Here is a 21,102-nt window from a genome sequence, read left to right as displayed (position 1 = left end):
CGGGCGCGGCAGCGGTGGGTGGCGCGACGGCGCCGGCGGGCGCATCGGCCGCGGCGGTGCCTGCGCCGGCCTCGGGCACGGCCGAAATGCCGAATCCGGCCAGCGAAACGAACGTGCCGGCGATGCAGGTGGCGCCGCCGTCGCCGGGCGGGCTCCGGTTCCCGAGCATCCGGCTGCACTGAGCGATTTACATTCGTTACAGCCGGAAACGATTCAGTCGGTAGCGTACGCGAACTTGCGCGTAAGCTACCTGCTCCAACCTCCGCATCGACTCATTCATGCAGGTCACTATGATGAAAAAACTATTCCTCATCCCCGTTTTCGCGGCGCTGTTCTCGTTCGGCAGCGCAGCTCACGCGCAAGTCGACCAGTCGAACCCGCAGGCGCTGATCAAGACGGCGACGCAGCAGGTGCTCGACGAAGTCAAGCAGCAGACGATCAAGCAGGGCGACACCAACCGCATCATCACGATCGTCAACAAGGACATCCTGCCGTACACCGATTTCCGCCGCACCACGCAGCTCGCGATGGGCCGCAACTGGCGCACCGCGACGCCCGAGCAGCAACAGCAGGTGCAGGAGCAGTTCAAGCTGCTGCTGATCCGCACGTATTCGGGCGCGCTCGCGCAGCTGAAGCCGGACCAGCAGATCCAGTACCCGCCGTTCCGCGCCGATCCGGCCGATACCGACGTCGTGGTCAAGACGGTCGCGATGAACAACGGCCAGCCGGTGCAGATCGATTACCGCCTGTACAAGACGGCCAACGGCTGGAAGGTGTATGACCTGAACGTGCTCGGCGCGTGGCTGATCCAGACGTACCAGCAGCAGTTCAACGAGAAGATCCAGCAAAGCGGCGTGGAGGGGCTGATCCAGTTCCTGACGCAGCGCAACCAGCAACTTGCCGCCGGCAAGCAGGCATCGTGAACGGCTTCGTAGCCGGCTCCTCGCTGACCGTCGCGAGCGCGAAGTCCGCGCTCGCAGACGGTCTCGCGCGCATCGGCGCGGGCGCCACCGCCGTCGATTGCGCGGCGCTCACGCAGTTCGACTCGTCCGCGCTCGCCGTGCTGCTCGCATGGCAACGCGCCGCCAAAACCCGCGGCGCGACCCTCGACATCCTCAATCTCCCCCCGAAGCTCGCCAGCCTCGCGCGCGCCTACGGCGTCGACGCGCTCATCGAAGGCACCGGGCGACATTGACGCTGTCCGATCGAAGCCTGCCGCGCCGCCCGGCGCGTGCACGCTTCAGGCCGCGTGCCTTCCGCAGCGGCTTCGCCAGCCGGTTTGCCCTATAATCAAGCGTTTTGCGGGGCAGCCAATCGGCGTCCGGCCCCCATTTTCTTTCGCAGCAAACCAGAATAGGCGTCGCGGCCATTGCGCCGCGCTCAGTCATGTCAGCCATAGAAATCCGTCACGTCAAGAAGCGCTACAAATCGCTTCAGGCGCTCAAGGGCGTCAGTCTGTCGGTCGAGGAAGGCGAGTTTTTCGGTCTGCTCGGCCCGAACGGCGCAGGCAAGACCACGCTCATCAGTATCCTCGCCGGGCTCGCCCGGGCCGATGAAGGCAGCATCTCGGTGCGCGGCCACGATGTCGTCAAGGACTTCCGCGGCGCGCGGCGCGCGCTCGGCGTCGTGCCGCAGGAACTCGTGTTCGACCCGTTCTTCACCGTCCGCGAGACGCTGCGGATCCAGTCCGGCTATTTCGGGCTGCGCCGCAACGACGACTGGATCGACGAAGTGATGGCCAATCTCGATCTCACCGATAAGGCCGATGCGAACATGCGCGCGCTGTCGGGCGGGATGAAGCGCCGCGTGCTGGTCGCGCAGGCGCTCGTGCACCGGCCGCCGGTCATCGTGCTCGACGAGCCGACCGCCGGCGTCGACGTCGAACTGCGCCAGACGCTGTGGAAATTCATCTCGCGGCTCAACCGCGAGGGCCACACGATCGTGCTGACCACCCATTACCTCGAGGAAGCCGAAGCGCTGTGCGACCGCATCGCGATGCTGCGTCGCGGCGAAGTCGTCGCGCTCGATCGCACCGACGCGCTGCTGCGCCGCTTCGCGGGGCTGCAGCTGTACCTGCGCCTCGCGACGGGCGCGCTGCCCGCCGAGCTGCGCGGGCTGGAGACCGATCCGGCCGCGCGCGCGCCGGGCGAGCACCTGCTGCGTCTCACGAGTTACGACGATGTCGAACGCATCCTCGCGCAGTGTCGCGCGGCGGGCTGCACGTTCGACGAGATCGAGGTCCGCAAGGCCGACCTCGAAGATGTGTTCGTCCAGGTGATGAACGGGGCAGAAGTCGTCGAGGGACTGGCATGAGTGGGTTTCAAACGCTGTTCTACAAGGAACTGCTGCGCTTCTGGAAGGTGTCGTTCCAGACGGTGTGCGCGCCGATCGTGACGGCGCTGCTGTATCTGACGATCTTCGGCCACGCACTGTCGGGCCGCGTCGAGGTGTATCCGGGCGTCGAATACGTGAGCTTCCTGGTTCCCGGCCTCGTGATGATGAGCGTGCTGCAGAACGCGTTCGCGAACAGCTCGTCGTCGCTGATCCAGTCGAAGATCACGGGCAACCTCGTGTTCGTGCTGCTGCCGCCGCTGTCCTACAAGGACATCTTCGGCGCGTACGTGCTCGCGTCCGTGGTGCGCGGGCTCGCGGTCGGCGCCGGCGTGTTCGTCGTGACGATGTGGTTTATCCCGATGCATTTCGCGGCGCCGTTGTTCATCATCGCGTTCGCGCTGCTCGGCTCGGCGATCCTCGGCACGCTCGGGCTGATCGCCGGGATCTGGGCCGAGAAGTTCGACCAGCTCGCCGCGTTCCAGAACTTTCTGATCATGCCGCTGACGTTCCTGTCCGGCGTGTTCTATTCGACGCACTCGCTGCCGCCCGTGTGGCGCGAGATTTCGCGTCTCAACCCGTTTTTCTACATGATCGACGGTTTCCGTTACGGGTTCTTCGGCGCGTCCGACATCAACCCGCTCGCGAGCCTCGCCATCGTCACCGGTTTCTTCGTGCTGCTCGCGATTTTCGCGATGCGGCTGCTCGCGACCGGCTACAAACTGCGTCATTGATATCGACGGCAGCGGCCGCTACGGGCGGCGCGCGCCGACAGGAGCCCCTCATGTTGCCGACTCCCGAACAGGTCAAGCAATACATCGCCGGCGGTCTCGCCTGCACTCATCTGGAAGTCGAAGGCGACGGCCAGCATTTCTTCGCGACGATCGTGTCGGCGGCCTTCGAAGGCAAGCGGCCGATCCAGCGGCACCAGCTCGTCTATGCGGCGCTCGGCGATCGCATGAAGCAGGAAATCCACGCGCTCAGCATGAAGACGCTGACGCCCGCCGAATGGCAGAACGCATAACCGGAACCACTGAGTGCAAGTCACCGTCAACGAGCGCGACGCCGTCCAGAGCGTCGCCACGGCACACCCGGCCGCCAACGGGCAAACGCAGGGACAGGGGATGGACAAGCTCGTGATCGAAGGCGGTCGCCGGCTGTCGGGCGAGATCGTCGTGTCGGGCGCGAAGAACGCCGCGCTGCCGATCCTGTGCGCGGGGCTGCTGAGCGCCGAGCCGGTCGAGCTCGACAACGTGCCGAACCTGAAGGACGTGCGCACCACGCTGAAGGTGCTGAACCAGATGGGCGTGAAGAGCGAGACCGACGGCTGCCGCGTGCAGCTCGACGCGTCGCGCGTCGACAACCTCGTCGCGCCGTACGAGCTCGTGAAGACGATGCGCGCGTCGATCCTCGTGCTCGGGCCGCTGCTCGCGCGCTTCGGCGAGGCGAAGGTGTCGCTGCCGGGCGGCTGCGCGATCGGCGCGCGTCCGGTCGACCAGCACATCAAGGGCCTGCAGGCGATGGGCGCCGAGATCAGCATCGAGCACGGCTTCATCGAAGCGCGCGCGAAGCGCCTGAAGGGCGCGCGCATCGTGACCGACATGATCACGGTGACGGGCACGGAAAACCTGCTGATGGCCGCGACGCTGGCCGACGGCGAGACGGTGATCGAAAACGCCGCGCGCGAGCCGGAAGTGAGCGATCTCGCACACTTGCTGGTTGCGATGGGCGCGAAAATCGACGGCATCGGCACCGATCGCCTCGTGATCCAGGGCGTCGAGCGTCTGCATGGCGCGCGCCATTCGGTGATTCCCGACCGTATCGAGGCCGGCACGTTCCTGTGCGCGGTCGCGGCGGCCGGCGGCGACGTGATGCTGACGGGCGTGCGCCCGCACATCCTCGACGCGGTGGTCGACAAGCTGCGCGAAGCCGGCGTGTCGATCGAGGAAGGCGGCAACTGGCTGCGCGTGAAGATGGACCGCCGCCCGTCGGCGGTGACGATCCGCACGTCGGAATACCCGGCGTTCCCGACCGACATGCAGGCGCAGTTCATGGCCCTCAATTCGATCGCGACGGGCACCGCGCAGGTCGTCGAGACCATTTTCGAGAATCGCTTCATGCACGTGCAGGAGCTGAACCGGCTCGGCGCGAACATCACGGTCGACGGCAACACGGCGCTCGTGACCGGCGTCGACAAGCTGTCCGGCGCAACCGTGATGGCGACCGACCTGCGTGCGTCGGCGAGCCTCGTGATCGCCGGGCTGCGTGCCGACGGCGAAACGCTCGTCGACCGCATCTACCATCTGGACCGCGGCTACGACCGCATGGAAGCCAAACTGACCGCCGTCGGCGCGAACGTGCGCCGCCTTTCCGGGAGCCAAGCATGACCGCGCCGCTGACCCTCGCCCTGTCGAAGGGCCGGATTTTCGAGGAAACCCTGCCGCTGCTGGCAGCCGCCGGCGTGCAGGTGGCCGAGGATCCGGAAACGTCGCGCAAGCTGATTCTGCCGACGACCGATCCGAACCTGCGCGTGATCATCGTGCGCGCGAGCGACGTGCCGACCTACGTGGAATACGGCGCGGCCGATTTCGGCGTGGCCGGCAAGGACGTGCTGGTCGAGCACGGCGGCTCGGGCCTGTACCAGCCGATCGATCTGAACATTGCACGCTGCCGGATGTCGGTGGCCGTGCCGGCCGGTTTCGACTACGCGAACGCGGTGCGCCAGGGCGCGCGCCTGCGGGTCGCGACGAAGTATGTCGAAACGGCGCGCGAACACTTCGCCGCGAAGGGCGTGCACGTCGACCTGATCAAGCTGTACGGCTCGATGGAGCTGGCGCCGCTCGTCGGGCTGGCCGATGCGATCGTCGACCTCGTCAGCTCGGGCGGCACGCTGAAGGCGAACAATCTGGTCGAGGTCGAGGAGATCATGGCGATCTCGTCGCGCCTCGTCGTGAACCAGGCTGCGCTGAAGTTGAAGCGCGCCGCGCTCAAGCCGATTCTCGACGCGTTCGAACGCGCGTCGCAGAATGGCAATTGAGCGCATCACCGTAACGGAACTCCCATGGCCATCACCATCCGCAAACTCGATTCGGCGAGCGAAGGCTTCGATGCCGCGCTGCGCGCGTTGCTCGCATTCGAGGCGAGCGAGGACGAAGCGATCGAGCAATCGGTCGCGCAGATTCTCGCCGACGTGAAGTCGCGCGGCGACGCCGCGGTGCTCGAGTACACGAACCGTTTCGACCGGCTGAACGCAGGCAGCGTCGCCGCGCTCGAACTGCCGCAGGACGCGCTGCAGACGGCGCTCGACGGCCTCGCGCCGAAGGCGCGCGCGGCGCTGGAAGCGGCGGCGGCGCGGGTGCGCGCGTACCACGAGAAGCAGAAGATCGAGTGCGGCACGCATAGCTGGCAGTACACGGAAAGCGACGGCACGGTGCTCGGCCAGAAGATCACGCCGCTCGACCGCGTCGGCTTGTACGTGCCGGGCGGCAAGGCGGCCTACCCGTCGTCGGTGCTGATGAACGCGATTCCCGCGCGGGTCGCGGGCGTCGGCGAGATCGTGATGGTCGTGCCGACCCCGGACGGCGTGAAGAACGACCTCGTGCTCGCCGCGGCGCTGCTCGGCGGCGTCGATCGCGTGTTCACGATCGGCGGCGCGCAGGCGGTCGGCGCGCTCGCGTACGGTACGGCCACGGTGCCGGCGGTCGACAAGATCTGCGGGCCGGGCAACGCGTACGTCGCGTCGGCGAAGCGCCGCGTGTTCGGCACGGTCGGCATCGACATGATCGCCGGCCCGTCGGAAATCCTCGTGCTGTGCGACGGCACGACCGATCCGAGCTGGGTCGCGATGGACCTGTTCTCGCAGGCCGAACACGACGAGCTCGCGCAGTCGATCCTGCTGTGCCCGGATGGCGCGTTCCTCGAGCGCGTCGAGAAGGCGATCGACGAGCTGCTGCCGACGATGCCGCGCCAGGACGTGATCCGCGCATCGCTCGAAGGCCGCGGCGCGCTGATCAAGGTGCGCGACATGGCCGAAGCGTGCCGGATCGCGAACGACATCGCGCCGGAACACCTCGAAATCTCGGCGCTGGAGCCGCAGCAATGGGGCCAGCAGATCCGCCACGCGGGCGCGATCTTCCTCGGCCGCTACACGAGCGAGAGCCTCGGCGACTACTGCGCGGGCCCGAACCACGTGCTGCCGACGTCGCGCACCGCGCGCTTCTCGTCGCCGCTCGGCGTGTACGACTTCATCAAGCGCTCGAGCCTGATCGAAGTCAGCGCCGAAGGTGCGCAGACGCTGGGTGAAATCGCCTCCGAGCTCGCATACGGCGAGGGCCTGCAGGCGCACGCGCGCAGCGCCGAACTCCGGATGAAGGGGTGACCCGCGCGCCGGGGCCGATGCCGACGCATCGGTTCCGGTCGGCCAGCAGACCAGTGCAACGCGGCAGCCGCCGCGTTGCCGACCATTTGACGCCGGCGCGACGCACGCCGGCTTGAGATCATGACGACGCCACAAGACATCATCCGCCGCGACGTGCTCGCGATGACGAGCTACCCGGTGCCGGACGCGAGCGGGTTCGTGAAGCTCGACGCGATGGAGAACCCGTATTCGCTGCCCGCGCCGCTCGCCGCGGCGCTCGGCGAGCGCCTCGCGCAGGTCGCGCTGAACCGCTACCCGGCGCCGCGCCCGGGCGCGCTGCTCGACAAGCTGCGCCACGCAATGGGCGTGCCGGCCGCGTGCGACGTGCTGCTCGGCAACGGGTCGGACGAAATCATCAGCATGATGTCGGTCGCATGCGCGAGGCCGGGCGCGAAGGTGCTCGCACCGGTGCCGGGCTTCGTGATGTACGAGCTGTCCGCGAAGTTCGCGCAGCTCGAATTCGTCGGCGTGCCGCTGAAGGCCGACCTGACGCTCGACGCCGACGCGATGATCGCGGCGATCGACGCGCACCGGCCCGCGCTCGTCTATCTCGCGTATCCGAACAACCCGACCGGTACGCTGTACGAAGAAGCCGACGTCGAGCGCATCATCGCGGCCGCGCGTCACAGCCTGATCGTGATCGACGAGGCGTACCAGCCGTTCGCCGAGCGTTCGTGGCTGCCGCGCGCCGCCGAATTCGACAACGTCGTCGTGATGCGCACCGTGTCGAAGCTCGGCCTCGCGGGCATCCGCCTCGGCTATCTCGCCGGGCTGCCGGCCTGGCTGACCCAGTTCGACAAGGTGCGTCCGCCGTACAACATCAACGTGCTGACCCAGGCGACCGCCGATTTCCTGCTCGATCACCTCGACGTGCTCGATGCGCAGGCGGCCGAACTGCGCGCGGAACGCGCGCGCCTCGCGCAGGCCGTGGCCGCGCTGCCGGGCGCGACGGTGTATCCGAGCGCCGGCAACTTCCTGCTGGTGCGCGTGCCGGACGCGGCGAGCGTGTTCGATGCGCTGCTCACCGAACGGGTGTTGATCAAAAACGTGAGTAAAATGCATCCGTTGCTGGCCGAATGCGTGCGGCTGACCGTCGGTTCTCCCGATGAAAATGCACGCTTGCTGGCTGCTTTGAAACTCGCGCTGCCCGGTTGAGCCCAGGGCGCGGCGGCGCGCGACGATCAATCCCCATTTACATAGACTCAATCAAGGAATTGCCATGCGTGTGGCGGAAGTCGTTCGCAATACCAGCGAAACGCAGATCCGTGTGAAGCTCGATCTCGACGGCACGGGCCGGCAGAAGCTGGCTACCGGCGTGCCGTTTCTCGACCATATGCTCGACCAGATCGCGCGACACGGTCTGGTCGATCTCGAGGTTGAAGCGCATGGCGACACGCACATCGACGATCACCATACGGTCGAGGACGTCGGCATCACGCTCGGTCAGGCCGTCGCGAAGGCGATCGGCGATCGCAAGGGCATCCGCCGTTACGGCCATTCGTACGTGCCGCTCGACGAGGCGCTGTCGCGCGTCGTGATCGACTTCTCGGGTCGTCCGGGCCTCGAATTCCACGTGCCGTTCACGCGCGCGCGGATCGGCACGTTCGACGTCGATCTGTCGATCGAATTCTTCCGCGGGTTCGTGAACCACGCGGGCGTCACGCTGCACATCGACAACCTGCGCGGGATCAACGCGCACCATCAGCTCGAAACGGTGTTCAAGGCCTTCGGCCGCGCGCTGCGCGCGGCGGTGGAGCTCGACGAACGTGCGGCGGGGCAGATTCCGTCGACGAAGGGCAGCCTCTGATTTCCTGACGGGCTGCGCTCGGGACAACCTCACGGCTTCGGCGCGGCGCGCCGGCTTGCGATGGATCTGCTCAAATCGTTCATTTCGCTGCTCGCGCTGATCAATCCGGTCGGCGCGGTGCCGTTCTTCCTGAGCCTGACGGCGCAGCAGACGGACGACGAACGGCGTCGCACGATCCGGATCGCGTCGGTGTCGGTGTTCTGCGTGATGACGGTGACGGTGCTGCTCGGGCAGCAGATCATCGACTTCTTCGGCATTTCGGTCGGCTCGCTCGAAGTGGGCGGCGGGATCATCATGCTGCTGATGGCGATCAACATGCTGAATGCGCAGATCGGCAACACGCGATCGACGCCGGAGGAGCGCCACGAAGCCGAGATGAAGGACAACATCGCGGTCGTGCCGCTGGCGATCCCGCTGCTCACGGGCCCCGGCTCGATCAGCACGGCGATCGTCTACGCGGCGAACTCGCGTCACTGGTATGAGCGAGCCGGGCTCGTCGCAATTGGCGCGGTCCTGGCTCTGCTGTGTTTCTTCGCGATGCGGCTCGCCGAGCCGATCGCGAACTGGATCGGCCGCACCGGCATCAACATCGCCACGCGGCTGATGGGTCTGATGCTGTCGGCGCTGGCGGTGGAATTCATCGTCAATGGACTGAGGGCGCTACTGCCTGCACTGAGATGAAAACTTCGATTGCGATTGTGGATTATGGGATGGGCAACCTGCGCTCGGTCGCGCAGGCGCTCAAGAAGGCCGAACCGGCCGCCGACGTGGCGATCGTCGACACGCCGGCCGCGATTCGCGCGGCCGACCGCGTCGTGCTGCCCGGCCAGGGTGCGATGCCCGACTGCATGCGCTGCCTCGGCGAATCGGGGCTGCAGGAAGCGGTGATCGAGGCGTCGCGCACGAAGCCGCTGCTCGGCGTGTGCGTCGGCGAGCAGATGCTGTTCGACTGGAGCGCCGAAGGCGACACGAAGGGCCTCGGCCTGTTGCCCGGCAAGGTCGTGCGGTTCGAGCTCGACGGCCGGCTGCAGGACGACGGCTCGCGCTTCAAGGTGCCGCAGATGGGCTGGAACCGCGTGCGTCAATCGCAGCCGCACCCGCTGTGGGACGGCGTGCCCGACGACGCGTATTTCTATTTCGTGCACAGCTACTACGTGAGCCCGGAGAACCCGGCGCACACGGTCGGCGAAACGGCGTACGGTGCGCCGTTTACGTCCGCGGTCGCGCGGGACAACCTCTTCGCGACCCAATTCCACCCCGAGAAAAGCGCGGAGGTCGGGTTGCGTCTGTATCGCAACTTCGTACACTGGAAACCGTAAACGTCGCATGCGTGCCACAATGCGCGGGCCTGGAAGGCCCGTGTTGCGGCCGCCCCGCGAATGATTTGTCAGCGTGGGCGCGTGTCTTTCCTGCCGCATAGCGGCGTCGATCGCGACTGGCCCGGCTCGGCCGGACGGCGATCACCACGCGTTGCAGTGCGGCCGGAAGGGCACGTTCGCAAGCCCGTTATTGGCAGCAGCAGGCCCTAAGCGCTGAAAGAGTTGTACTAAACTAGCGAGACGGCGCGGCACCGGTTTGGCCGGTGCGCGCCCGATTCTTTTCTTTTTCCACGACGACACCCGATTGCTATGTTGCTGATTCCGGCCATCGATCTCAAAGACGGTCAGTGTGTGCGCCTCAAACAGGGCGATATGGACCAGGCCACGATTTTCTCCGAGGACCCGGCGGCGATGGCCCGCAAGTGGGTCGATCTCGGCGCCCGGCGGCTGCACCTCGTCGACCTGAACGGCGCGTTTGCCGGCAAGCCGAAGAATCTCGAAGCGATCGAAGCGATCCTCGACGAAGTCGGCGACGAAATCCCCGTGCAGCTCGGCGGCGGCATTCGCAGCCTCGAGACGATCGAGAAGTATCTCGACGCCGGCCTCTCGTACGTGATCATCGGCACCGCCGCCGTGAAGAACCCGGGCTTCCTGCAGGACGCATGCACCGCGTTCGCGGGCAACATCATCGTCGGGCTGGACGCGAAGGACGGCAAGGTCGCGACCGACGGCTGGAGCAAGCTGACCGGCCACGAAGTGATCGATCTCGCGCGCAAGTTCGAGGACTACGGCGTCGAATCGATCGTCTATACCGACATCGGCCGCGACGGGATGCTGCAGGGCATCAACATCGAGGCGACGGTGAAGCTCGCCCAGGCGGTCGGCATTCCGGTGATCGCCAGCGGCGGCCTGTCGAACCTCACCGACATCGAGCATCTCTGCGAAGTGGAAGAGCACGGCGTCGAAGGCGTGATCTGCGGCCGTGCGATCTATTCCGGCGATCTCGATTTCGCGGTCGCGCAAAAACGCGCGGACGAACTGAACGGCGAACTCGACGACGCATAAGCGCGATCGTTCCGTTCGCCGGGGCTGCCAGCAGGCGGCCCCGACCGGGCGCCTCGCACGAGGTGTCCGAAACCGGCCGTCCCACCGCGGCCTATGGCGCAACATCATGGCTCTAGCTAAACGCATCATCCCCTGCCTGGACGTGACTGCCGGGCGTGTCGTCAAGGGCGTCAACTTCGTCGAACTGCGCGATGCCGGCGACCCCGTCGAAATCGCCCGCCGCTACGACGACCAGGGCGCCGACGAACTGACGTTCCTCGACATCACCGCGACCTCCGACCAGCGCGACCTGATCCTGCCGATCATCGAGGCCGTCGCATCGCAGGTCTTCATTCCGCTGACCGTCGGCGGCGGCGTGCGCGCCGTCGAAGACGTGCGGCGCCTGCTGAACGCGGGCGCGGACAAGGTCAGCATGAACTCGTCGGCGGTCGCGAACCCGCAGCTCGTGCGCGACGCGGCCGACAAGTACGGCTCGCAGTGCATCGTCGTCGCGATCGACGCGAAGCGCGTGTCGGCCGACGGCGAGACGCCGCGCTGGGAAGTGTTCACGCACGGCGGCCGCAAGAACACGGGCCTCGACGCGATCGAATGGGCGCGCAAGATGGCCGAACTCGGCGCGGGCGAGATCCTGCTCACGAGCATGGACCGCGACGGCACGAAGTCGGGCTTCGACCTCGCGCTCACGCGCGGCGTGTCGGACGCGGTGCCGGTGCCGGTGATCGCATCGGGCGGCGTCGGCTGCCTGCAGGATCTCGCGGACGGCATCAAGGACGGCCGCGCCGACGCGGTGCTGGCCGCGAGCATCTTCCACTACGGCGAGCACACGGTCGGCGAGGCGAAGCGCTTCATGTCCGACCAGGGCATCGCGGTGAGGCTGTGATGAATACCGAAACGCAATCCCTGCCCGCGTGGCTCGACAAGGTCCGCTGGGACGACAACGGCCTCGTGCCGGTGATCGCGCAGGAGGCGTCGACGAACGACGTGCTGATGTTCGCGTGGATGAACCGCGAGGCGCTGGCGAAGACGATCGAGACGCAGCGCGCGGTCTATTACTCGCGCTCGCGCAAGCGCCTGTGGTTCAAGGGCGAGGAGTCGGGCCACGTGCAGCACGTGCACGAGGTGCGGCTCGACTGCGACGAAGACGTCGTACTGCTGAAGGTCGAGCAGGTGTCGGGCATCGCATGCCACACCGGCCGGCATTCGTGCTTCTTCCAGAAATTCGAAGGCACCGTGGAGGGCGGCGACTGGGTCGCGGTCGATCCGGTGCTGAAAGACCCCGAACACATCTACAAATGACGCAATCGACCGAAGACACGCTGCTGCGCCTCGCAGCCGTGCTCGATAGCCGCAAGGGCGGCGACCCCGAGCAATCGTACGTATCGCGCCTGTTCCACAAGGGCGACGACGCGGTGCTGAAGAAGATCGGCGAAGAGGCGACCGAAGTCGTGCTGGCCGCGAAGGACGTGCGCCAGGGCGGCGCGCCGACGGCGCTGGTCGGCGAAGTGGCCGATCTGTGGTTCCACTGCCTCGTGATGCTGTCGCATTTCGATCTGAGCCCGGCCGACGTGATCGCCGAGCTCGAGCGTCGCGAAGGGCTGTCGGGCATCGAGGAAAAGGCGCTGCGCAAGCGCCGCGAACGCGAGGAAAACGGCGGGTGACAGCCGACGGCCTGCCGCACCGGCGACAGTGCGGTAAGCTGTAAGAATTGTCATCCAATGAGGGTAGCATCATGACCGATACGCCGAGCCAGTTTCCGACGCCGTCGGTGCACGGCGCAGCGGAGGCCGAGCGGCTGAGCGGATTGCGCACGCTGACGCACGTGCTGTACGGCCTCTACGCGATTCACTGGCTGACGGGCGGCGTCACCGGCATCATCGCGATCATCATCAACTACGTGAAGCGCGGCGATGTGGCGGGCACGCCGTACGCCGACCATTTCGAGTGGCAGATCCGCACCTTCTGGCGGGCGCTGATCGCGTACGTGATCGGCTTCGCGCTGATGTTCGTGGTGGTCGGGTTCGTCATCATGTTTGTCACGTGGATTTGGACGCTGTACCGTATCATCAAAGGTTGGCTGTACCTGAACGACAACAAGACGCTCGATCCGCAGGCCTGGTTCTGACCGGCGGGCGGGCGTTTCGCAGGAGCAACATGAGTCACGATCCGAATTGCCTGTTCTGCAAGATCGCGGCGGGCGAGATCCCGAGCACGAAGGTGCACGAGGACGACGAATTCGTCGCGTTCCGCGACATCCGCCCGGCGGCCGAGACGCACGTGCTCGTGATTCCGCGCCGGCATCTGCCGACGCTGTCGGCGGCGACCGATGCCGATGCGCCGATGCTCGGCCGGCTGATGTTGCTCGTCGCGCGTCTGGCCGACCAGCTCGGCGTCGCGTACACGGGCGGCGAAACCGGTTTCCGCACGGTAGTCAACACGGGCCCCGGCGGCGGGCAGGAGGTCTACCACCTGCACGCGCACATCCTGGCCGGCCCGCGCCCGTGGCAGCGGATGGGTTGACGCAGCGGGGCGTTTTCCCCGCATCGATAGTCGAAGCCGGCGCGCCGCCGGCGATTTGCGCCGCGACGCGGCGTGGTTGAGGAGAGGTTTCATCATGGGTGGATTGAGCATTTGGCACTGGCTGATCGTGCTGCTGATCGTCGCGCTGGTTTTCGGTACGAAGAAGCTGCGCAACATCGGCAACGATCTCGGCAGCGCGGTAAAGGGTTTCAAGGACGGCATGAAGGAAGGCGATACGCCGGCGGATGCGCAGCAACTGCCGCGCTCGGGCGCGGTCGACGTCAACGCGAAGGAAACGACGCGTTCCGACTCGAACAAGGCGTAACGCCGGTACGCTGACAGGCATTCACGATGCTGGATCTCGGTCTTTCGAAGATGGCGCTGATCGGCGTCGTCGCGCTCGTGGTGCTCGGCCCCGAGCGCCTGCCGCGCGTCGCGCGTACGGCGGGCGCATTGTTCGGCCGCGCGCAGCGGTACATCAACGACGTGAAGGCCGAGGTCTCGCGCGAAATCGAGCTCGACGCGCTGCGCACGATGAAGACCGATTTCGAATCGGCCGCGCGCAATGTCGAGACGACGATTCACGACAACCTGCGCGAGCACGAGAAGGCACTGAACGACACGTGGCATTCCGCGGTCGGCGGTCTCCATGAGGGCTCGGTCGATGCCGACTCGTCCGGCTCCGACATGCCCGCCGCGCCGTCGTCGTGGCGCGGCAGCGCGGCAGCGCTCGCGCCGAAGCGTCGCAACTGGCGCGTGAAACAGGCTGCGATGCCTGTCTGGTACAAGCGCGCGACCACCCGCCGCACGCACGTGCAGTCGGGCGCCGCGCGTGTCGCGCGCCACCAGCCGGCCAGCTTGCGCCGGCCGACGCGCTTCTTCTGAGCCGAGCGCATGCTCGCTCGTCAATCCTACCGAGGGCCGGTGTGAGCGACCCCCAGCAGAATCCGGGCGATGCCCCGGAAGAAACCTTTATTTCCCATCTCGTCGAGCTTCGCGATCGCATCATTCGCGCGGGGCTGGCCGTGATCGTCGTGTTCGTCGGGCTCGTCTACTGGGCGCCCGACATCTTCCGGCTGCTCGCGCGGCCGCTGATGGAGAATCTGCCGAAGGGCGGCAGGATGATCGTGACCGACGTCACCGGCTCGTTCTTCGTGCCGATGAAGGTCACGATGCTCGTCGCGCTCGTGATCGCGCTGCCGGTCGTGCTGTACCAGATCTGGGCGTTCGTCGCGCCCGGGCTGTACCAGCACGAGAAGAAGCTCGTCGCGCCGCTCGTCGGCAGCAGCTACTTCCTGTTCCTGTGCGGGATGGCGTTCGCGTACTTCCTCGTCTTCCCGACGATCTTCCGCGTGATGGCGCACTATAACGCGCCGCTCGGCGCGGAGATGTCGACCGACATCGACAACTACCTGAGCTTCGTGCTCGGGATGTTCATCGCATTCGGGGTCACGTTCGAGGTGCCGATCGTCGTCGTGCTGCTCGTGCGCATGGGCGTGCTGACGGTGAAGAAGCTGAAGGAGATGCGGCCGTACGTGATCGTCGGCGCCTTCATCGTCGCGGCGGTCGTCACGCCGCCGGACGTGTTCTCGCAACTGATGCTCGCGCTGCCGCTCATCGTGCTGTTCGAGATCGGGCTGCTGGCCGCGCGGTTCTTCGTGCCGAAGCCGGCGGAAGAGAGCGAAGCGGAGAACGGCGCCGCCGGTTGACGAACGCGCAGCGGGCGGCGCGGGCCCGGCGAGTTTCACAGCCGGGCGTAGCCGTCGCGTGGATCGTGCCGCCGGTGGGCGGGCAGAGCGCTGCACCGCCGCCGGGAATGTCATGCGATGCAAAGCAAAAGGGCAGCTGATCGGCTGCCCTTTTTGCATGTCCGGCGACGGATCGCGGGCGGGCGCGGGCGCTGCCGCGCCGCCCGGCGGCGTCATTCGGAATCGCTGTCCTGCTCGTCGAGCGCCTGTTTCGGCGGCGGCGGACGTTTGCCGATCACGACGCTCACGTCGAACTCCTTGCCCTTGCGCACGACGTGCACCTTGGTCGGCGTGCCCGGCTTGATCTGCGCGACGGTGTTCAGCAGCTTGGTCGTGTCGGTGATTTGCTCGCCGTTCACGCTGACGAGTATGTCGCCCGGCTTGATGCCGGCCTTGTCGGCCGGGCCGCCCTGCAGCACGCCCGCGACGATCGCGCCCGATTTCTGTTGAAGCCCGAACGACTCGGCGATCTCCGGCGTGACGTCCTGCGGCTCGACGCCGATCCAGCCGCGCGTGACCGAGCCGTTCGTGATGATGCTTTCGAGCACGGTGCGCGCGGTCGACACCGGAATCGCGAAGCCGATGCCGAGCGAGCCGCCCGAGCGCGAATAGATCGCCGTGTTGATGCCGAGCAGGTTGCCGTTCACGTCGACCAGCGCGCCGCCGGAGTTGCCCGGGTTGATCGGCGCGTCGGTCTGGATGAAGTTCTCGAACGTGTTGATGCCGAGGTGATTGCGGCCGAGCGCGCTGATGATCCCCATCGTGACCGTCTGGCCGACGCCGAACGGGTTGCCGATCGCGAGCACGACGTCGCCGACGCGCGACTGGTCGGAGCGGCCGAGCGTGATCGTCGGCAGGTTCGTCATGTTGATCTTCAGCACCGCGAGATCGGTTTCCGGGTCGCTGCCGATCACCTTCGCGGTGGCCGTGCGGCCGTCGGCGAGCGCGACTTCGATCTGGTCGGCGCCGTCCACGACGTGCTGGTTCGTTAGAATGTAACCTTCCGGGCTCACGATAACGCCGGAGCCGAGGTTGGCGGCCGGCTCGTCCTGCCGCTTGCGGGCGTTGCGGTCGCCGAAGAAGTAGCGGAACAGCGGGTCTTTCGCGCGCGGGTCGGGGGGCAGCGAGCCGTCCTTGCTGGAGAACACGTTGACGACGGCCGGCATCGCCTTCTGCGCGGCTTCGGCATACGACGTGGTCGCCGGTGCGCCGCCGATGCCGGGCGCGACTTCCCGCAGCGCGACGATCGGCGTGGCGAGCTGCTTGCCGAGCTGTCCTTGCCGTTGCAGCCATTGCGGCTTGAGCGTCACGACGATGAACATCAGCGCGAGCAGCACGGTTACCGCCTGCGCGAAGAACAGCCAGAAGCGTCTAAGCATCTGAATGGATTAGAGGTTTATATGGATCGGATCGAACTTGAATTGTACTTGAACAATACCCTTGAAACCGCGCGCTTCAAGGACTATTGCCCGAACGGCCTTCAGGTCGAGGGGCGCCGCAAGATCGAGAAGATCGCCACCGGCGTGACGGCGTCGGTCGCATTCCTCGAAGCCGCGCTCGAATGGGGGGCGGATGCCGTGCTCGTCCATCACGGCTATTTCTGGCGCAACGAGGCACCGCAGATCACCGGCCGCAAGTACCAGCGCCTGAAGCTGCTGCTCGCGAACGACCTGAACCTGTTCGCGTTCCATCTGCCGCTCGACGCGCATCCGGAATTCGGCAACAACGCGCAACTCGGCCAGAAGCTGGGCCTGATCGGCGAGCAGCGTTTCGGCGACGGCGACCTCGGCTGGATGGCGACGCTGCCGATGCCCGTGACGCTCGAGCACTTCGTCGCGAAGGTCGAGCGCACGCTCGGCCGCACGCCGCTCGTGCTCGGCGATCCGGACATGCAACTGCGCCGCATCGCGTGGTGCACGGGCGCCGCGCAGAGCTATTTCGACGCGGCGATCGACGCCGGCGCCGATGTGTTCCTCACCGGCGAGGTATCCGAACCCGTCACGCACGCGGCTGCCGAAAGCGGCGTCGCCTTCGTTGCGGCAGGGCACCATGCGACCGAACGCTACGGAATCCAGGCACTCGGTGCGCACTTGTCCGAAGAATTCGATATCGAACACCTGTTTATCGATATTCACAATCCGGTCTGACGGCCGGCCTTGCGGCGGCGCATCGAATTTTCGCAATGAAGCGGATGCTTAAAAGCGCAATGATTTAATTGCTCCGGTAGTGGGGGATAACCCTTAACTATCAAACACTTCGAAGGGATTTTCATCTCCGGGCCTTGTAAATGGCGGCTCCATTCGCGCAAACTAGCGACGGAATGGAAAGTCGTGACGGAAAATCCAACTCAGAAGTGGGGCGTGTGATGCGAGACAAGGAAGAGAAACGCGTCGACAGCGGCCGCCGTACCTGGCTGATTGCGACATCCGTAGCAGGTGGCGTAGGAGGCGTAGCCACCGTCATACCTTTCGCGGCGTCGCTGGCGCCGTCCGCAAAAGCAAAAGCAGCCGGTGCGCCGGTCGAGGTCGACATCAGCGGCCTGAAGCCCGGCGAGATGGTGACCGTGCCGTGGCGCGGCAAGCCGGTCTGGATCCTGCACCGCACCGACGACATGCTGACCGACGTCGTCAAGGCCGACAAGGAAGTCGCCGATCCGACCAGCAAAAACCCGTATTCGATGCCGTTGCCCGCGTATTGCGCGAACGAATATCGCTCGCGGGCCGATCGCAAGAACATTCTCGTCGTGATGGCCGTGTGTACGCACCTCGGCTGCACGCCAAGCCAACGCTTCACGCCGGGTCCGCAGCCGAACCTGCCGGATGACTGGCCGGGCGGTTTCCTGTGCCCGTGCCACGGTTCGACCTACGACCTCGCCGGCCGCGTGTTCAAGAACAAGCCGGCGCCTCAGAATCTCGACATCCCGCCCTACATGTTCACGTCGGCGACGACCCTCGTGATCGGCAAGGACGAGAAAGGAGAAGCGTGATGGCTGCCGACAACAAAGAAGTCTCCACGACAGGTGTCACCGGCTGGATCGACCAGCGCTTCCCGCTCACGTCCACCTGGAAGAAGCACGTTTCCGAGTACTACGCGCCGAAGAACTTCAACTTCTGGTACTTCTTCGGCTCCCTCGCGCTGCTCGTGCTCGTCAACCAGATCGTCACGGGCATCTTCCTGACGATGAACTACAAGCCCGACTCGATGCTTGCGTTCGCGTCGGTCGAGTACATCATGCGCGAGGTGCCGTGGGGCTGGCTGATCCGCTACCTGCACTCGACCGGCGCATCGATGTTCTTCGTGGTCGTCTACCTGCACATGTTCCGCGGGCTGATGTACGGGTCGTACCGCAAGCCGCGCGAGCTCGTGTGGATCTTCGGCTGCGCGATCTTCCTGTGCCTGATGGCCGAGGCGTTCTTCGGCTACCTGCTGCCGTGGGGCCAGATGTCGTTCTGGGGCGCGCAGGTGATCGTGAACCTGTTCTCCGCGATCCCGTTCGTCGGCCCGGACCTGTCGCTGTGGATTCGCGGCGACTACGTCGTGTCCGACGTCACGCTGAACCGGTTCTTCGCGTTCCACGTGATCGCGATTCCGCTCGTGCTGGTCGGTCTCGTGATCGCGCACCTGGTCGCGCTGCACGAGGTGGGGTCGAATAACCCCGACGGCATCGAGATCAAGGCGAAGAAAGACGCGAACGGCATTCCGCTCGACGGCATCCCGTTCCATCCGTACTACTCGGTGCACGATTTCTTCGGCGTCTGCGTGTTCCTGATGGTGTTCGCGGTGATCGTGTTTTTCGCGCCGGAGATGGGCGGCTACTTCCTGGAGTCGAACAACTTCGTGCCGGCGAACCCGCTGCAGACGCCGCCGGAAATCGCGCCGGTCTGGTACTTCACCGCGTTCTACGCGATGCTGCGCGCGACCACCGACCCGTTCAAGATCGTCCTGATGGTCGTGATCGTGTTGCTCGGCCTGCTTGCGCTGATCCGTGCGCGCGGCAAGTGGAAGATCGGGCTGCCGGTGCTGGCGGCGGCGATCGTCGTGTTCATGTTCTTGACGGAGTCGAAGTTCTGGGGCGTCGTCGTGATGGGCTCGGCGGTGATCACGCTGTTCTTCCTGCCGTGGCTCGACCGCAGCCCGGTGAAGTCGATCCGCTACCGGCCGCTGTTTCACAAGGTGTTCCTCGGGATCTTCGTCGCGGCGTTCCTGACCCTCGCGTTCCTCGGCACGCGGCCGCCATCGCCGGCTGCGACGCTGATTGCGCAGGGCTGCGCGTTGATCTATTTCGCGTTCTTCCTCGGCATGCCCGTCTGGACGCCGCTTGGCACATTCAAGCAGCCGCCGGAGCGGGTGCGCTTCAAGCCCCATTAACGTGAGCGAGGAGAGAACGACATGAAGAAACTGCTTTCGATGCTCGCGCTGATCGGGGCGACGGCCGTGGCGCTGCTGGCGGCGCCGGTCGTACGCGCCGAAGGTAATTTTCCGCTCGACCGGGCGCCCGATAACACGCAAAATCTCGTTTCGCTTCAACGCGGCGCGCAATTGTTTGTAAACTATTGCCTGAACTGCCACAGCGCGAACCTGATGCGCTACAACCGTCTGACGGATCTGGGCATATCCCAGAAGGAGATCGAAACGAATCTCCTGTTCACGACCGACAAGGTCGGGAATACGATGTCCGTTGCGATGCGGCCCGAAGACGCGAAGAACTGGCTCGGCACCACGCCGCCCGATCTGTCGGTCGAGGAGCGGGCGCGCGGCCGCGACTGGCTGTATACGTATCTGCGTGGGTTCTACCGCGACGATACGCGGCCGACCGGCTGGAACAACGCGGTGTTCGAGAACGTCGGCATGCCCAACGTATTATGGCAACTGCAGGGGCAGCGCACGGCCAAATTCGAAGACAAGACGGACGAGGAGACGGGCGAGAAGGTCCACATGCTCGTCGGCTTCCAGCAGGTCACGCCGGGCACGTTGTCGTCGCCCGACTACGATGCTGCGGTGGCCGACCTGGTGGCCTATATGACATGGATGGCCGAGCCGGCCCAGCAGACCCGCAAACGCCTCGGCGTGTGGGTGCTGGTCTTTCTCGGGGTCCTGACTTTCCTGGCCTGGCGGCTCAACGCCGCGTACTGGAAAGATATCAAGTAAACACGCCTGACCGGCGTGGGGCCGGCGCAACGCGGAACCCGTGAAAGGGGTTGCGCCGCGTGCCGGCCCTCGGCTTTTTTGAGGAAACGCAAATATGATGGTTCTGTATTCCGGCACAACTTGCCCGTTCTCCCAGCGTTGCCGGCTGGTGCTGTTCGAGAAGGGCATGGACTTCGAAATCCGTGACGTCGACCTGTTCAACAAGCCGGAAGACATCTCGGTGATGAACCCGTACGGTCAGGTGCCGATTCTGGTCGAGCGCGACCTGATCCTGTACGAATCGAACATCATCAACGAATACATCGACGAGCGCTTCCCGCATCCGCAACTGATGCCGGCCGATCCGGTGCAGCGCGCGCGTGCGCGCCTGTTCCTGCTCAACTTCGAGAAGGAGCTGTTCGTTCACGTCAGCACGCTCGAGAACGAGAAGGGCAAGGCTGCCGAGAAGAACCACGAGAAGGCACGCCTCGCGATCCGCGATCGCCTGACGCAGCTCGCGCCGATCTTCGTGAAGAACAAGTACATGCTCGGCGAAGAGTTCTCGATGCTCGACGTTGCGATCGCGCCGCTGCTGTGGCGTCTGGATCACTACGGCATCGAACTGTCGAAGAATGCTGCGCCGCTGATGAAGTACGCGGAACGGATCTTCAGCCGTCCGGCCTATATCGAAGCACTGACGCCGTCCGAAAAGGTCATGCGTCGTTGATGATGCAATGAGTGCATGACGGAGCGGGCGGCGCGGCGTGCCGC

The 21,102-nt window shown here is 65.7% G+C and carries 27 protein-coding genes and 1 pseudogene; 27 read left to right on the top strand and 1 reads right to left on the bottom strand.

Translation table 11 applies throughout. The features are described 5' to 3' along the window. The 22 genes and pseudogenes from O1Q03_RS34580 to tatC all read left to right on the top strand — a co-directional run. Positions 1 to 182 (top strand): annotated as a pseudogene (locus tag O1Q03_RS34580) (MlaA family lipoprotein); the annotation flags it as partial. A gap of 111 nt (positions 183 to 293) precedes the next feature. Beyond that, complete coding sequence (locus tag O1Q03_RS34575) at positions 294 to 923, top strand: MlaC/ttg2D family ABC transporter substrate-binding protein (protein ID WP_269509400.1); 630 nt, start codon at positions 294 to 296, stop codon at positions 921 to 923. Beyond that, positions 920 to 1,195 carry an STAS domain-containing protein gene (locus O1Q03_RS34570; protein ID WP_269509399.1) on the top strand — a complete coding sequence of 92 codons (276 nt, stop codon included), beginning with the start codon at positions 920 to 922 and terminating at the stop codon, positions 1,193 to 1,195. Before O1Q03_RS34575 ends, O1Q03_RS34570 begins: the two co-directional genes overlap by 4 nt. 191 nt (positions 1,196 to 1,386) lie before the next feature. After that, complete coding sequence (locus O1Q03_RS34565) at positions 1,387 to 2,313, top strand: ABC transporter ATP-binding protein (protein WP_269509397.1); 927 nt, start codon at positions 1,387 to 1,389, stop codon at positions 2,311 to 2,313. After that, positions 2,310 to 3,065 (top strand): ABC transporter permease, encoded by a 756-nt coding sequence (locus tag O1Q03_RS34560; protein ID WP_269509395.1) that lies wholly within the window; start codon positions 2,310 to 2,312, stop codon positions 3,063 to 3,065. The genes O1Q03_RS34565 and O1Q03_RS34560 overlap by 4 nt, the downstream gene beginning before the upstream one ends. Before the next feature lie 50 nt (positions 3,066 to 3,115). After that, positions 3,116 to 3,355: a BolA family protein gene (locus O1Q03_RS34555; protein ID WP_006477131.1), complete on the top strand. Its 240-nt coding sequence runs from the start codon at positions 3,116 to 3,118 to the stop codon at positions 3,353 to 3,355. 13 nt (positions 3,356 to 3,368) lie between these two features. Further along, positions 3,369 to 4,718: a UDP-N-acetylglucosamine 1-carboxyvinyltransferase gene (gene murA / locus O1Q03_RS34550; protein ID WP_269509394.1), complete on the top strand. Its 1,350-nt coding sequence runs from the start codon at positions 3,369 to 3,371 to the stop codon at positions 4,716 to 4,718. After that, the gene (hisG, locus tag O1Q03_RS34545) at positions 4,715 to 5,368 is read left to right on the top strand and encodes an ATP phosphoribosyltransferase (RefSeq protein ID WP_006751807.1); all 654 of its coding nucleotides are present in this window, start codon (positions 4,715 to 4,717) and stop codon (positions 5,366 to 5,368) included. The genes murA and hisG overlap by 4 nt, the downstream gene beginning before the upstream one ends. A gap of 24 nt (positions 5,369 to 5,392) precedes the next feature. Continuing rightward, positions 5,393 to 6,709 (top strand): histidinol dehydrogenase, encoded by a 1,317-nt coding sequence (hisD, locus tag O1Q03_RS34540; protein WP_269509391.1) that lies wholly within the window; start codon positions 5,393 to 5,395, stop codon positions 6,707 to 6,709. A 120-nt stretch (positions 6,710 to 6,829) separates the two neighbouring features. After that, positions 6,830 to 7,903 (top strand): histidinol-phosphate transaminase, encoded by a 1,074-nt coding sequence (gene hisC, locus O1Q03_RS34535; protein WP_269509390.1) that lies wholly within the window; start codon positions 6,830 to 6,832, stop codon positions 7,901 to 7,903. Positions 7,904 to 7,967: 64 nt separating this feature from the next. Next, positions 7,968 to 8,555 carry an imidazoleglycerol-phosphate dehydratase HisB gene (hisB, locus tag O1Q03_RS34530; RefSeq protein ID WP_011546606.1) on the top strand — a complete coding sequence of 196 codons (588 nt, stop codon included), beginning with the start codon at positions 7,968 to 7,970 and terminating at the stop codon, positions 8,553 to 8,555. A gap of 60 nt (positions 8,556 to 8,615) precedes the next feature. Beyond that, on the top strand, positions 8,616 to 9,236 hold the full coding sequence (locus tag O1Q03_RS34525; protein WP_269509386.1) for a YchE family NAAT transporter: 621 nt from the start codon (positions 8,616 to 8,618) through the stop codon (positions 9,234 to 9,236). Further along, positions 9,233 to 9,874 carry an imidazole glycerol phosphate synthase subunit HisH gene (gene hisH / locus O1Q03_RS34520; protein ID WP_269509384.1) on the top strand — a complete coding sequence of 214 codons (642 nt, stop codon included), beginning with the start codon at positions 9,233 to 9,235 and terminating at the stop codon, positions 9,872 to 9,874. Before O1Q03_RS34525 ends, hisH begins: the two co-directional genes overlap by 4 nt. 309 nt (positions 9,875 to 10,183) lie before the next feature. Next, positions 10,184 to 10,939, top strand: a complete 756-nt coding sequence (hisA, locus tag O1Q03_RS34515; RefSeq protein WP_269509381.1) for a 1-(5-phosphoribosyl)-5-[(5-phosphoribosylamino)methylideneamino]imidazole-4-carboxamide isomerase — start codon at positions 10,184 to 10,186, stop codon at positions 10,937 to 10,939. A gap of 106 nt (positions 10,940 to 11,045) precedes the next feature. Then, entirely contained in the window at positions 11,046 to 11,819 is a 774-nt protein-coding gene (gene hisF / locus O1Q03_RS34510) for an imidazole glycerol phosphate synthase subunit HisF (RefSeq protein ID WP_027783356.1), read from the top strand. After that, positions 11,819 to 12,235: a phosphoribosyl-AMP cyclohydrolase gene (gene hisI, locus O1Q03_RS34505; protein ID WP_269509377.1), complete on the top strand. Its 417-nt coding sequence runs from the start codon at positions 11,819 to 11,821 to the stop codon at positions 12,233 to 12,235. The genes hisF and hisI overlap by 1 nt, the downstream gene beginning before the upstream one ends. Further along, positions 12,232 to 12,597: a phosphoribosyl-ATP diphosphatase gene (locus tag O1Q03_RS34500; protein WP_269509375.1), complete on the top strand. Its 366-nt coding sequence runs from the start codon at positions 12,232 to 12,234 to the stop codon at positions 12,595 to 12,597. The genes hisI and O1Q03_RS34500 overlap by 4 nt, the downstream gene beginning before the upstream one ends. A gap of 71 nt (positions 12,598 to 12,668) precedes the next feature. Continuing rightward, the gene (locus O1Q03_RS34495; RefSeq protein WP_269509373.1) at positions 12,669 to 13,061 is read left to right on the top strand and encodes a DUF4870 family protein; all 393 of its coding nucleotides are present in this window, start codon (positions 12,669 to 12,671) and stop codon (positions 13,059 to 13,061) included. A 29-nt stretch (positions 13,062 to 13,090) separates the two neighbouring features. Continuing rightward, a complete protein-coding gene (locus O1Q03_RS34490) occupies positions 13,091 to 13,456 on the top strand; it encodes a histidine triad nucleotide-binding protein (protein WP_269509371.1) in 366 nt (121 codons plus the stop codon). 94 nt (positions 13,457 to 13,550) lie between these two features. Continuing rightward, on the top strand, positions 13,551 to 13,781 hold the full coding sequence (tatA, locus tag O1Q03_RS34485; RefSeq protein WP_269509369.1) for a Sec-independent protein translocase subunit TatA: 231 nt from the start codon (positions 13,551 to 13,553) through the stop codon (positions 13,779 to 13,781). A gap of 26 nt (positions 13,782 to 13,807) precedes the next feature. Beyond that, complete coding sequence (tatB, locus tag O1Q03_RS34480; protein WP_269509367.1) at positions 13,808 to 14,341, top strand: Sec-independent protein translocase protein TatB; 534 nt, start codon at positions 13,808 to 13,810, stop codon at positions 14,339 to 14,341. 41 nt (positions 14,342 to 14,382) lie between these two features. Next, on the top strand, positions 14,383 to 15,165 hold the full coding sequence (tatC, locus tag O1Q03_RS34475; protein WP_269509365.1) for a twin-arginine translocase subunit TatC: 783 nt from the start codon (positions 14,383 to 14,385) through the stop codon (positions 15,163 to 15,165). A 212-nt stretch (positions 15,166 to 15,377) separates the two neighbouring features. On the opposite strand, the gene O1Q03_RS34470 is transcribed toward tatC, so the two are convergent. Next, positions 15,378 to 16,583, bottom strand: coding sequence for a S1C family serine protease (locus O1Q03_RS34470; RefSeq protein ID WP_269509363.1), 1,206 nt, complete (start codon positions 16,581 to 16,583; stop codon positions 15,378 to 15,380). Positions 16,584 to 16,604: 21 nt separating this feature from the next. Between O1Q03_RS34470 and O1Q03_RS34465 the strand changes: the two genes are divergently transcribed. The 5 genes from O1Q03_RS34465 to O1Q03_RS34445 all read left to right on the top strand — a co-directional run bounded on the left by O1Q03_RS34465 (position 16,605) and on the right by O1Q03_RS34445 (position 21,058). After that, positions 16,605 to 17,351, top strand: a complete 747-nt coding sequence (locus O1Q03_RS34465) for a Nif3-like dinuclear metal center hexameric protein (RefSeq protein WP_269509361.1) — start codon at positions 16,605 to 16,607, stop codon at positions 17,349 to 17,351. A gap of 218 nt (positions 17,352 to 17,569) precedes the next feature. Continuing rightward, on the top strand, positions 17,570 to 18,190 hold the full coding sequence (gene petA / locus O1Q03_RS34460; RefSeq protein ID WP_269509358.1) for a ubiquinol-cytochrome c reductase iron-sulfur subunit: 621 nt from the start codon (positions 17,570 to 17,572) through the stop codon (positions 18,188 to 18,190). Next, positions 18,190 to 19,572, top strand: coding sequence for a cytochrome b (locus tag O1Q03_RS34455; protein WP_269509356.1), 1,383 nt, complete (start codon positions 18,190 to 18,192; stop codon positions 19,570 to 19,572). Before petA ends, O1Q03_RS34455 begins: the two co-directional genes overlap by 1 nt. 21 nt (positions 19,573 to 19,593) lie before the next feature. Further along, positions 19,594 to 20,352, top strand: coding sequence for a cytochrome c1 (locus O1Q03_RS34450; RefSeq protein WP_269509355.1), 759 nt, complete (start codon positions 19,594 to 19,596; stop codon positions 20,350 to 20,352). 94 nt (positions 20,353 to 20,446) lie between these two features. Further along, a complete protein-coding gene (locus tag O1Q03_RS34445; RefSeq protein WP_006400565.1) occupies positions 20,447 to 21,058 on the top strand; it encodes a glutathione S-transferase N-terminal domain-containing protein in 612 nt (203 codons plus the stop codon). The last annotated feature ends 44 nt before the right edge of the window (positions 21,059 to 21,102 follow it).

Source organism: Burkholderia sp. IMCC1007 (assembly GCF_027257875.1).
Classification (GTDB): domain Bacteria; phylum Pseudomonadota; class Gammaproteobacteria; order Burkholderiales; family Burkholderiaceae; genus Burkholderia.
Note: the sequence above shows the minus strand (reverse complement) of the source record. Positions and strands in the feature narration are given on the sequence as shown.

Excerpts from the sequence above, each read along its gene's own strand:
- O1Q03_RS34575 (WP_269509400.1), top strand. The coding sequence starts at position 294 with ATGAAAAAACTATTCCTCATCCCCGTTTTCGCGGCGCTGTTCTCGTTC.
- O1Q03_RS34565 (WP_269509397.1), top strand. The coding sequence starts at position 1,387 with ATGTCAGCCATAGAAATCCGTCACGTCAAGAAGCGCTACAAATCGCTT.
- O1Q03_RS34560 (WP_269509395.1), top strand. The coding sequence starts at position 2,310 with ATGAGTGGGTTTCAAACGCTGTTCTACAAGGAACTGCTGCGCTTCTGG.
- O1Q03_RS34555 (WP_006477131.1), top strand. The coding sequence starts at position 3,116 with ATGTTGCCGACTCCCGAACAGGTCAAGCAATACATCGCCGGCGGTCTC.
- hisG (WP_006751807.1), top strand. The coding sequence starts at position 4,715 with ATGACCGCGCCGCTGACCCTCGCCCTGTCGAAGGGCCGGATTTTCGAG.
- hisD (WP_269509391.1), top strand. The coding sequence starts at position 5,393 with ATGGCCATCACCATCCGCAAACTCGATTCGGCGAGCGAAGGCTTCGAT.
- hisC (WP_269509390.1), top strand. The coding sequence starts at position 6,830 with ATGACGACGCCACAAGACATCATCCGCCGCGACGTGCTCGCGATGACG.
- hisB (WP_011546606.1), top strand. The coding sequence starts at position 7,968 with ATGCGTGTGGCGGAAGTCGTTCGCAATACCAGCGAAACGCAGATCCGT.
- O1Q03_RS34525 (WP_269509386.1), top strand. The coding sequence starts at position 8,616 with ATGGATCTGCTCAAATCGTTCATTTCGCTGCTCGCGCTGATCAATCCG.
- hisH (WP_269509384.1), top strand. The coding sequence starts at position 9,233 with ATGAAAACTTCGATTGCGATTGTGGATTATGGGATGGGCAACCTGCGC.
- hisA (WP_269509381.1), top strand. The coding sequence starts at position 10,184 with ATGTTGCTGATTCCGGCCATCGATCTCAAAGACGGTCAGTGTGTGCGC.
- hisF (WP_027783356.1), top strand. The coding sequence starts at position 11,046 with ATGGCTCTAGCTAAACGCATCATCCCCTGCCTGGACGTGACTGCCGGG.
- hisI (WP_269509377.1), top strand. The coding sequence starts at position 11,819 with ATGAATACCGAAACGCAATCCCTGCCCGCGTGGCTCGACAAGGTCCGC.
- O1Q03_RS34500 (WP_269509375.1), top strand. The coding sequence starts at position 12,232 with ATGACGCAATCGACCGAAGACACGCTGCTGCGCCTCGCAGCCGTGCTC.
- O1Q03_RS34495 (WP_269509373.1), top strand. The coding sequence starts at position 12,669 with ATGACCGATACGCCGAGCCAGTTTCCGACGCCGTCGGTGCACGGCGCA.
- O1Q03_RS34490 (WP_269509371.1), top strand. The coding sequence starts at position 13,091 with ATGAGTCACGATCCGAATTGCCTGTTCTGCAAGATCGCGGCGGGCGAG.
- tatA (WP_269509369.1), top strand. The coding sequence starts at position 13,551 with ATGGGTGGATTGAGCATTTGGCACTGGCTGATCGTGCTGCTGATCGTC.
- tatB (WP_269509367.1), top strand. The coding sequence starts at position 13,808 with ATGCTGGATCTCGGTCTTTCGAAGATGGCGCTGATCGGCGTCGTCGCG.
- O1Q03_RS34470 (WP_269509363.1), bottom strand. The coding sequence starts at position 16,583 with ATGCTTAGACGCTTCTGGCTGTTCTTCGCGCAGGCGGTAACCGTGCTG.
- O1Q03_RS34465 (WP_269509361.1), top strand. The coding sequence starts at position 16,605 with ATGGATCGGATCGAACTTGAATTGTACTTGAACAATACCCTTGAAACC.
- petA (WP_269509358.1), top strand. The coding sequence starts at position 17,570 with ATGCGAGACAAGGAAGAGAAACGCGTCGACAGCGGCCGCCGTACCTGG.
- O1Q03_RS34455 (WP_269509356.1), top strand. The coding sequence starts at position 18,190 with ATGGCTGCCGACAACAAAGAAGTCTCCACGACAGGTGTCACCGGCTGG.
- O1Q03_RS34450 (WP_269509355.1), top strand. The coding sequence starts at position 19,594 with ATGAAGAAACTGCTTTCGATGCTCGCGCTGATCGGGGCGACGGCCGTG.
- O1Q03_RS34445 (WP_006400565.1), top strand. The coding sequence starts at position 20,447 with ATGATGGTTCTGTATTCCGGCACAACTTGCCCGTTCTCCCAGCGTTGC.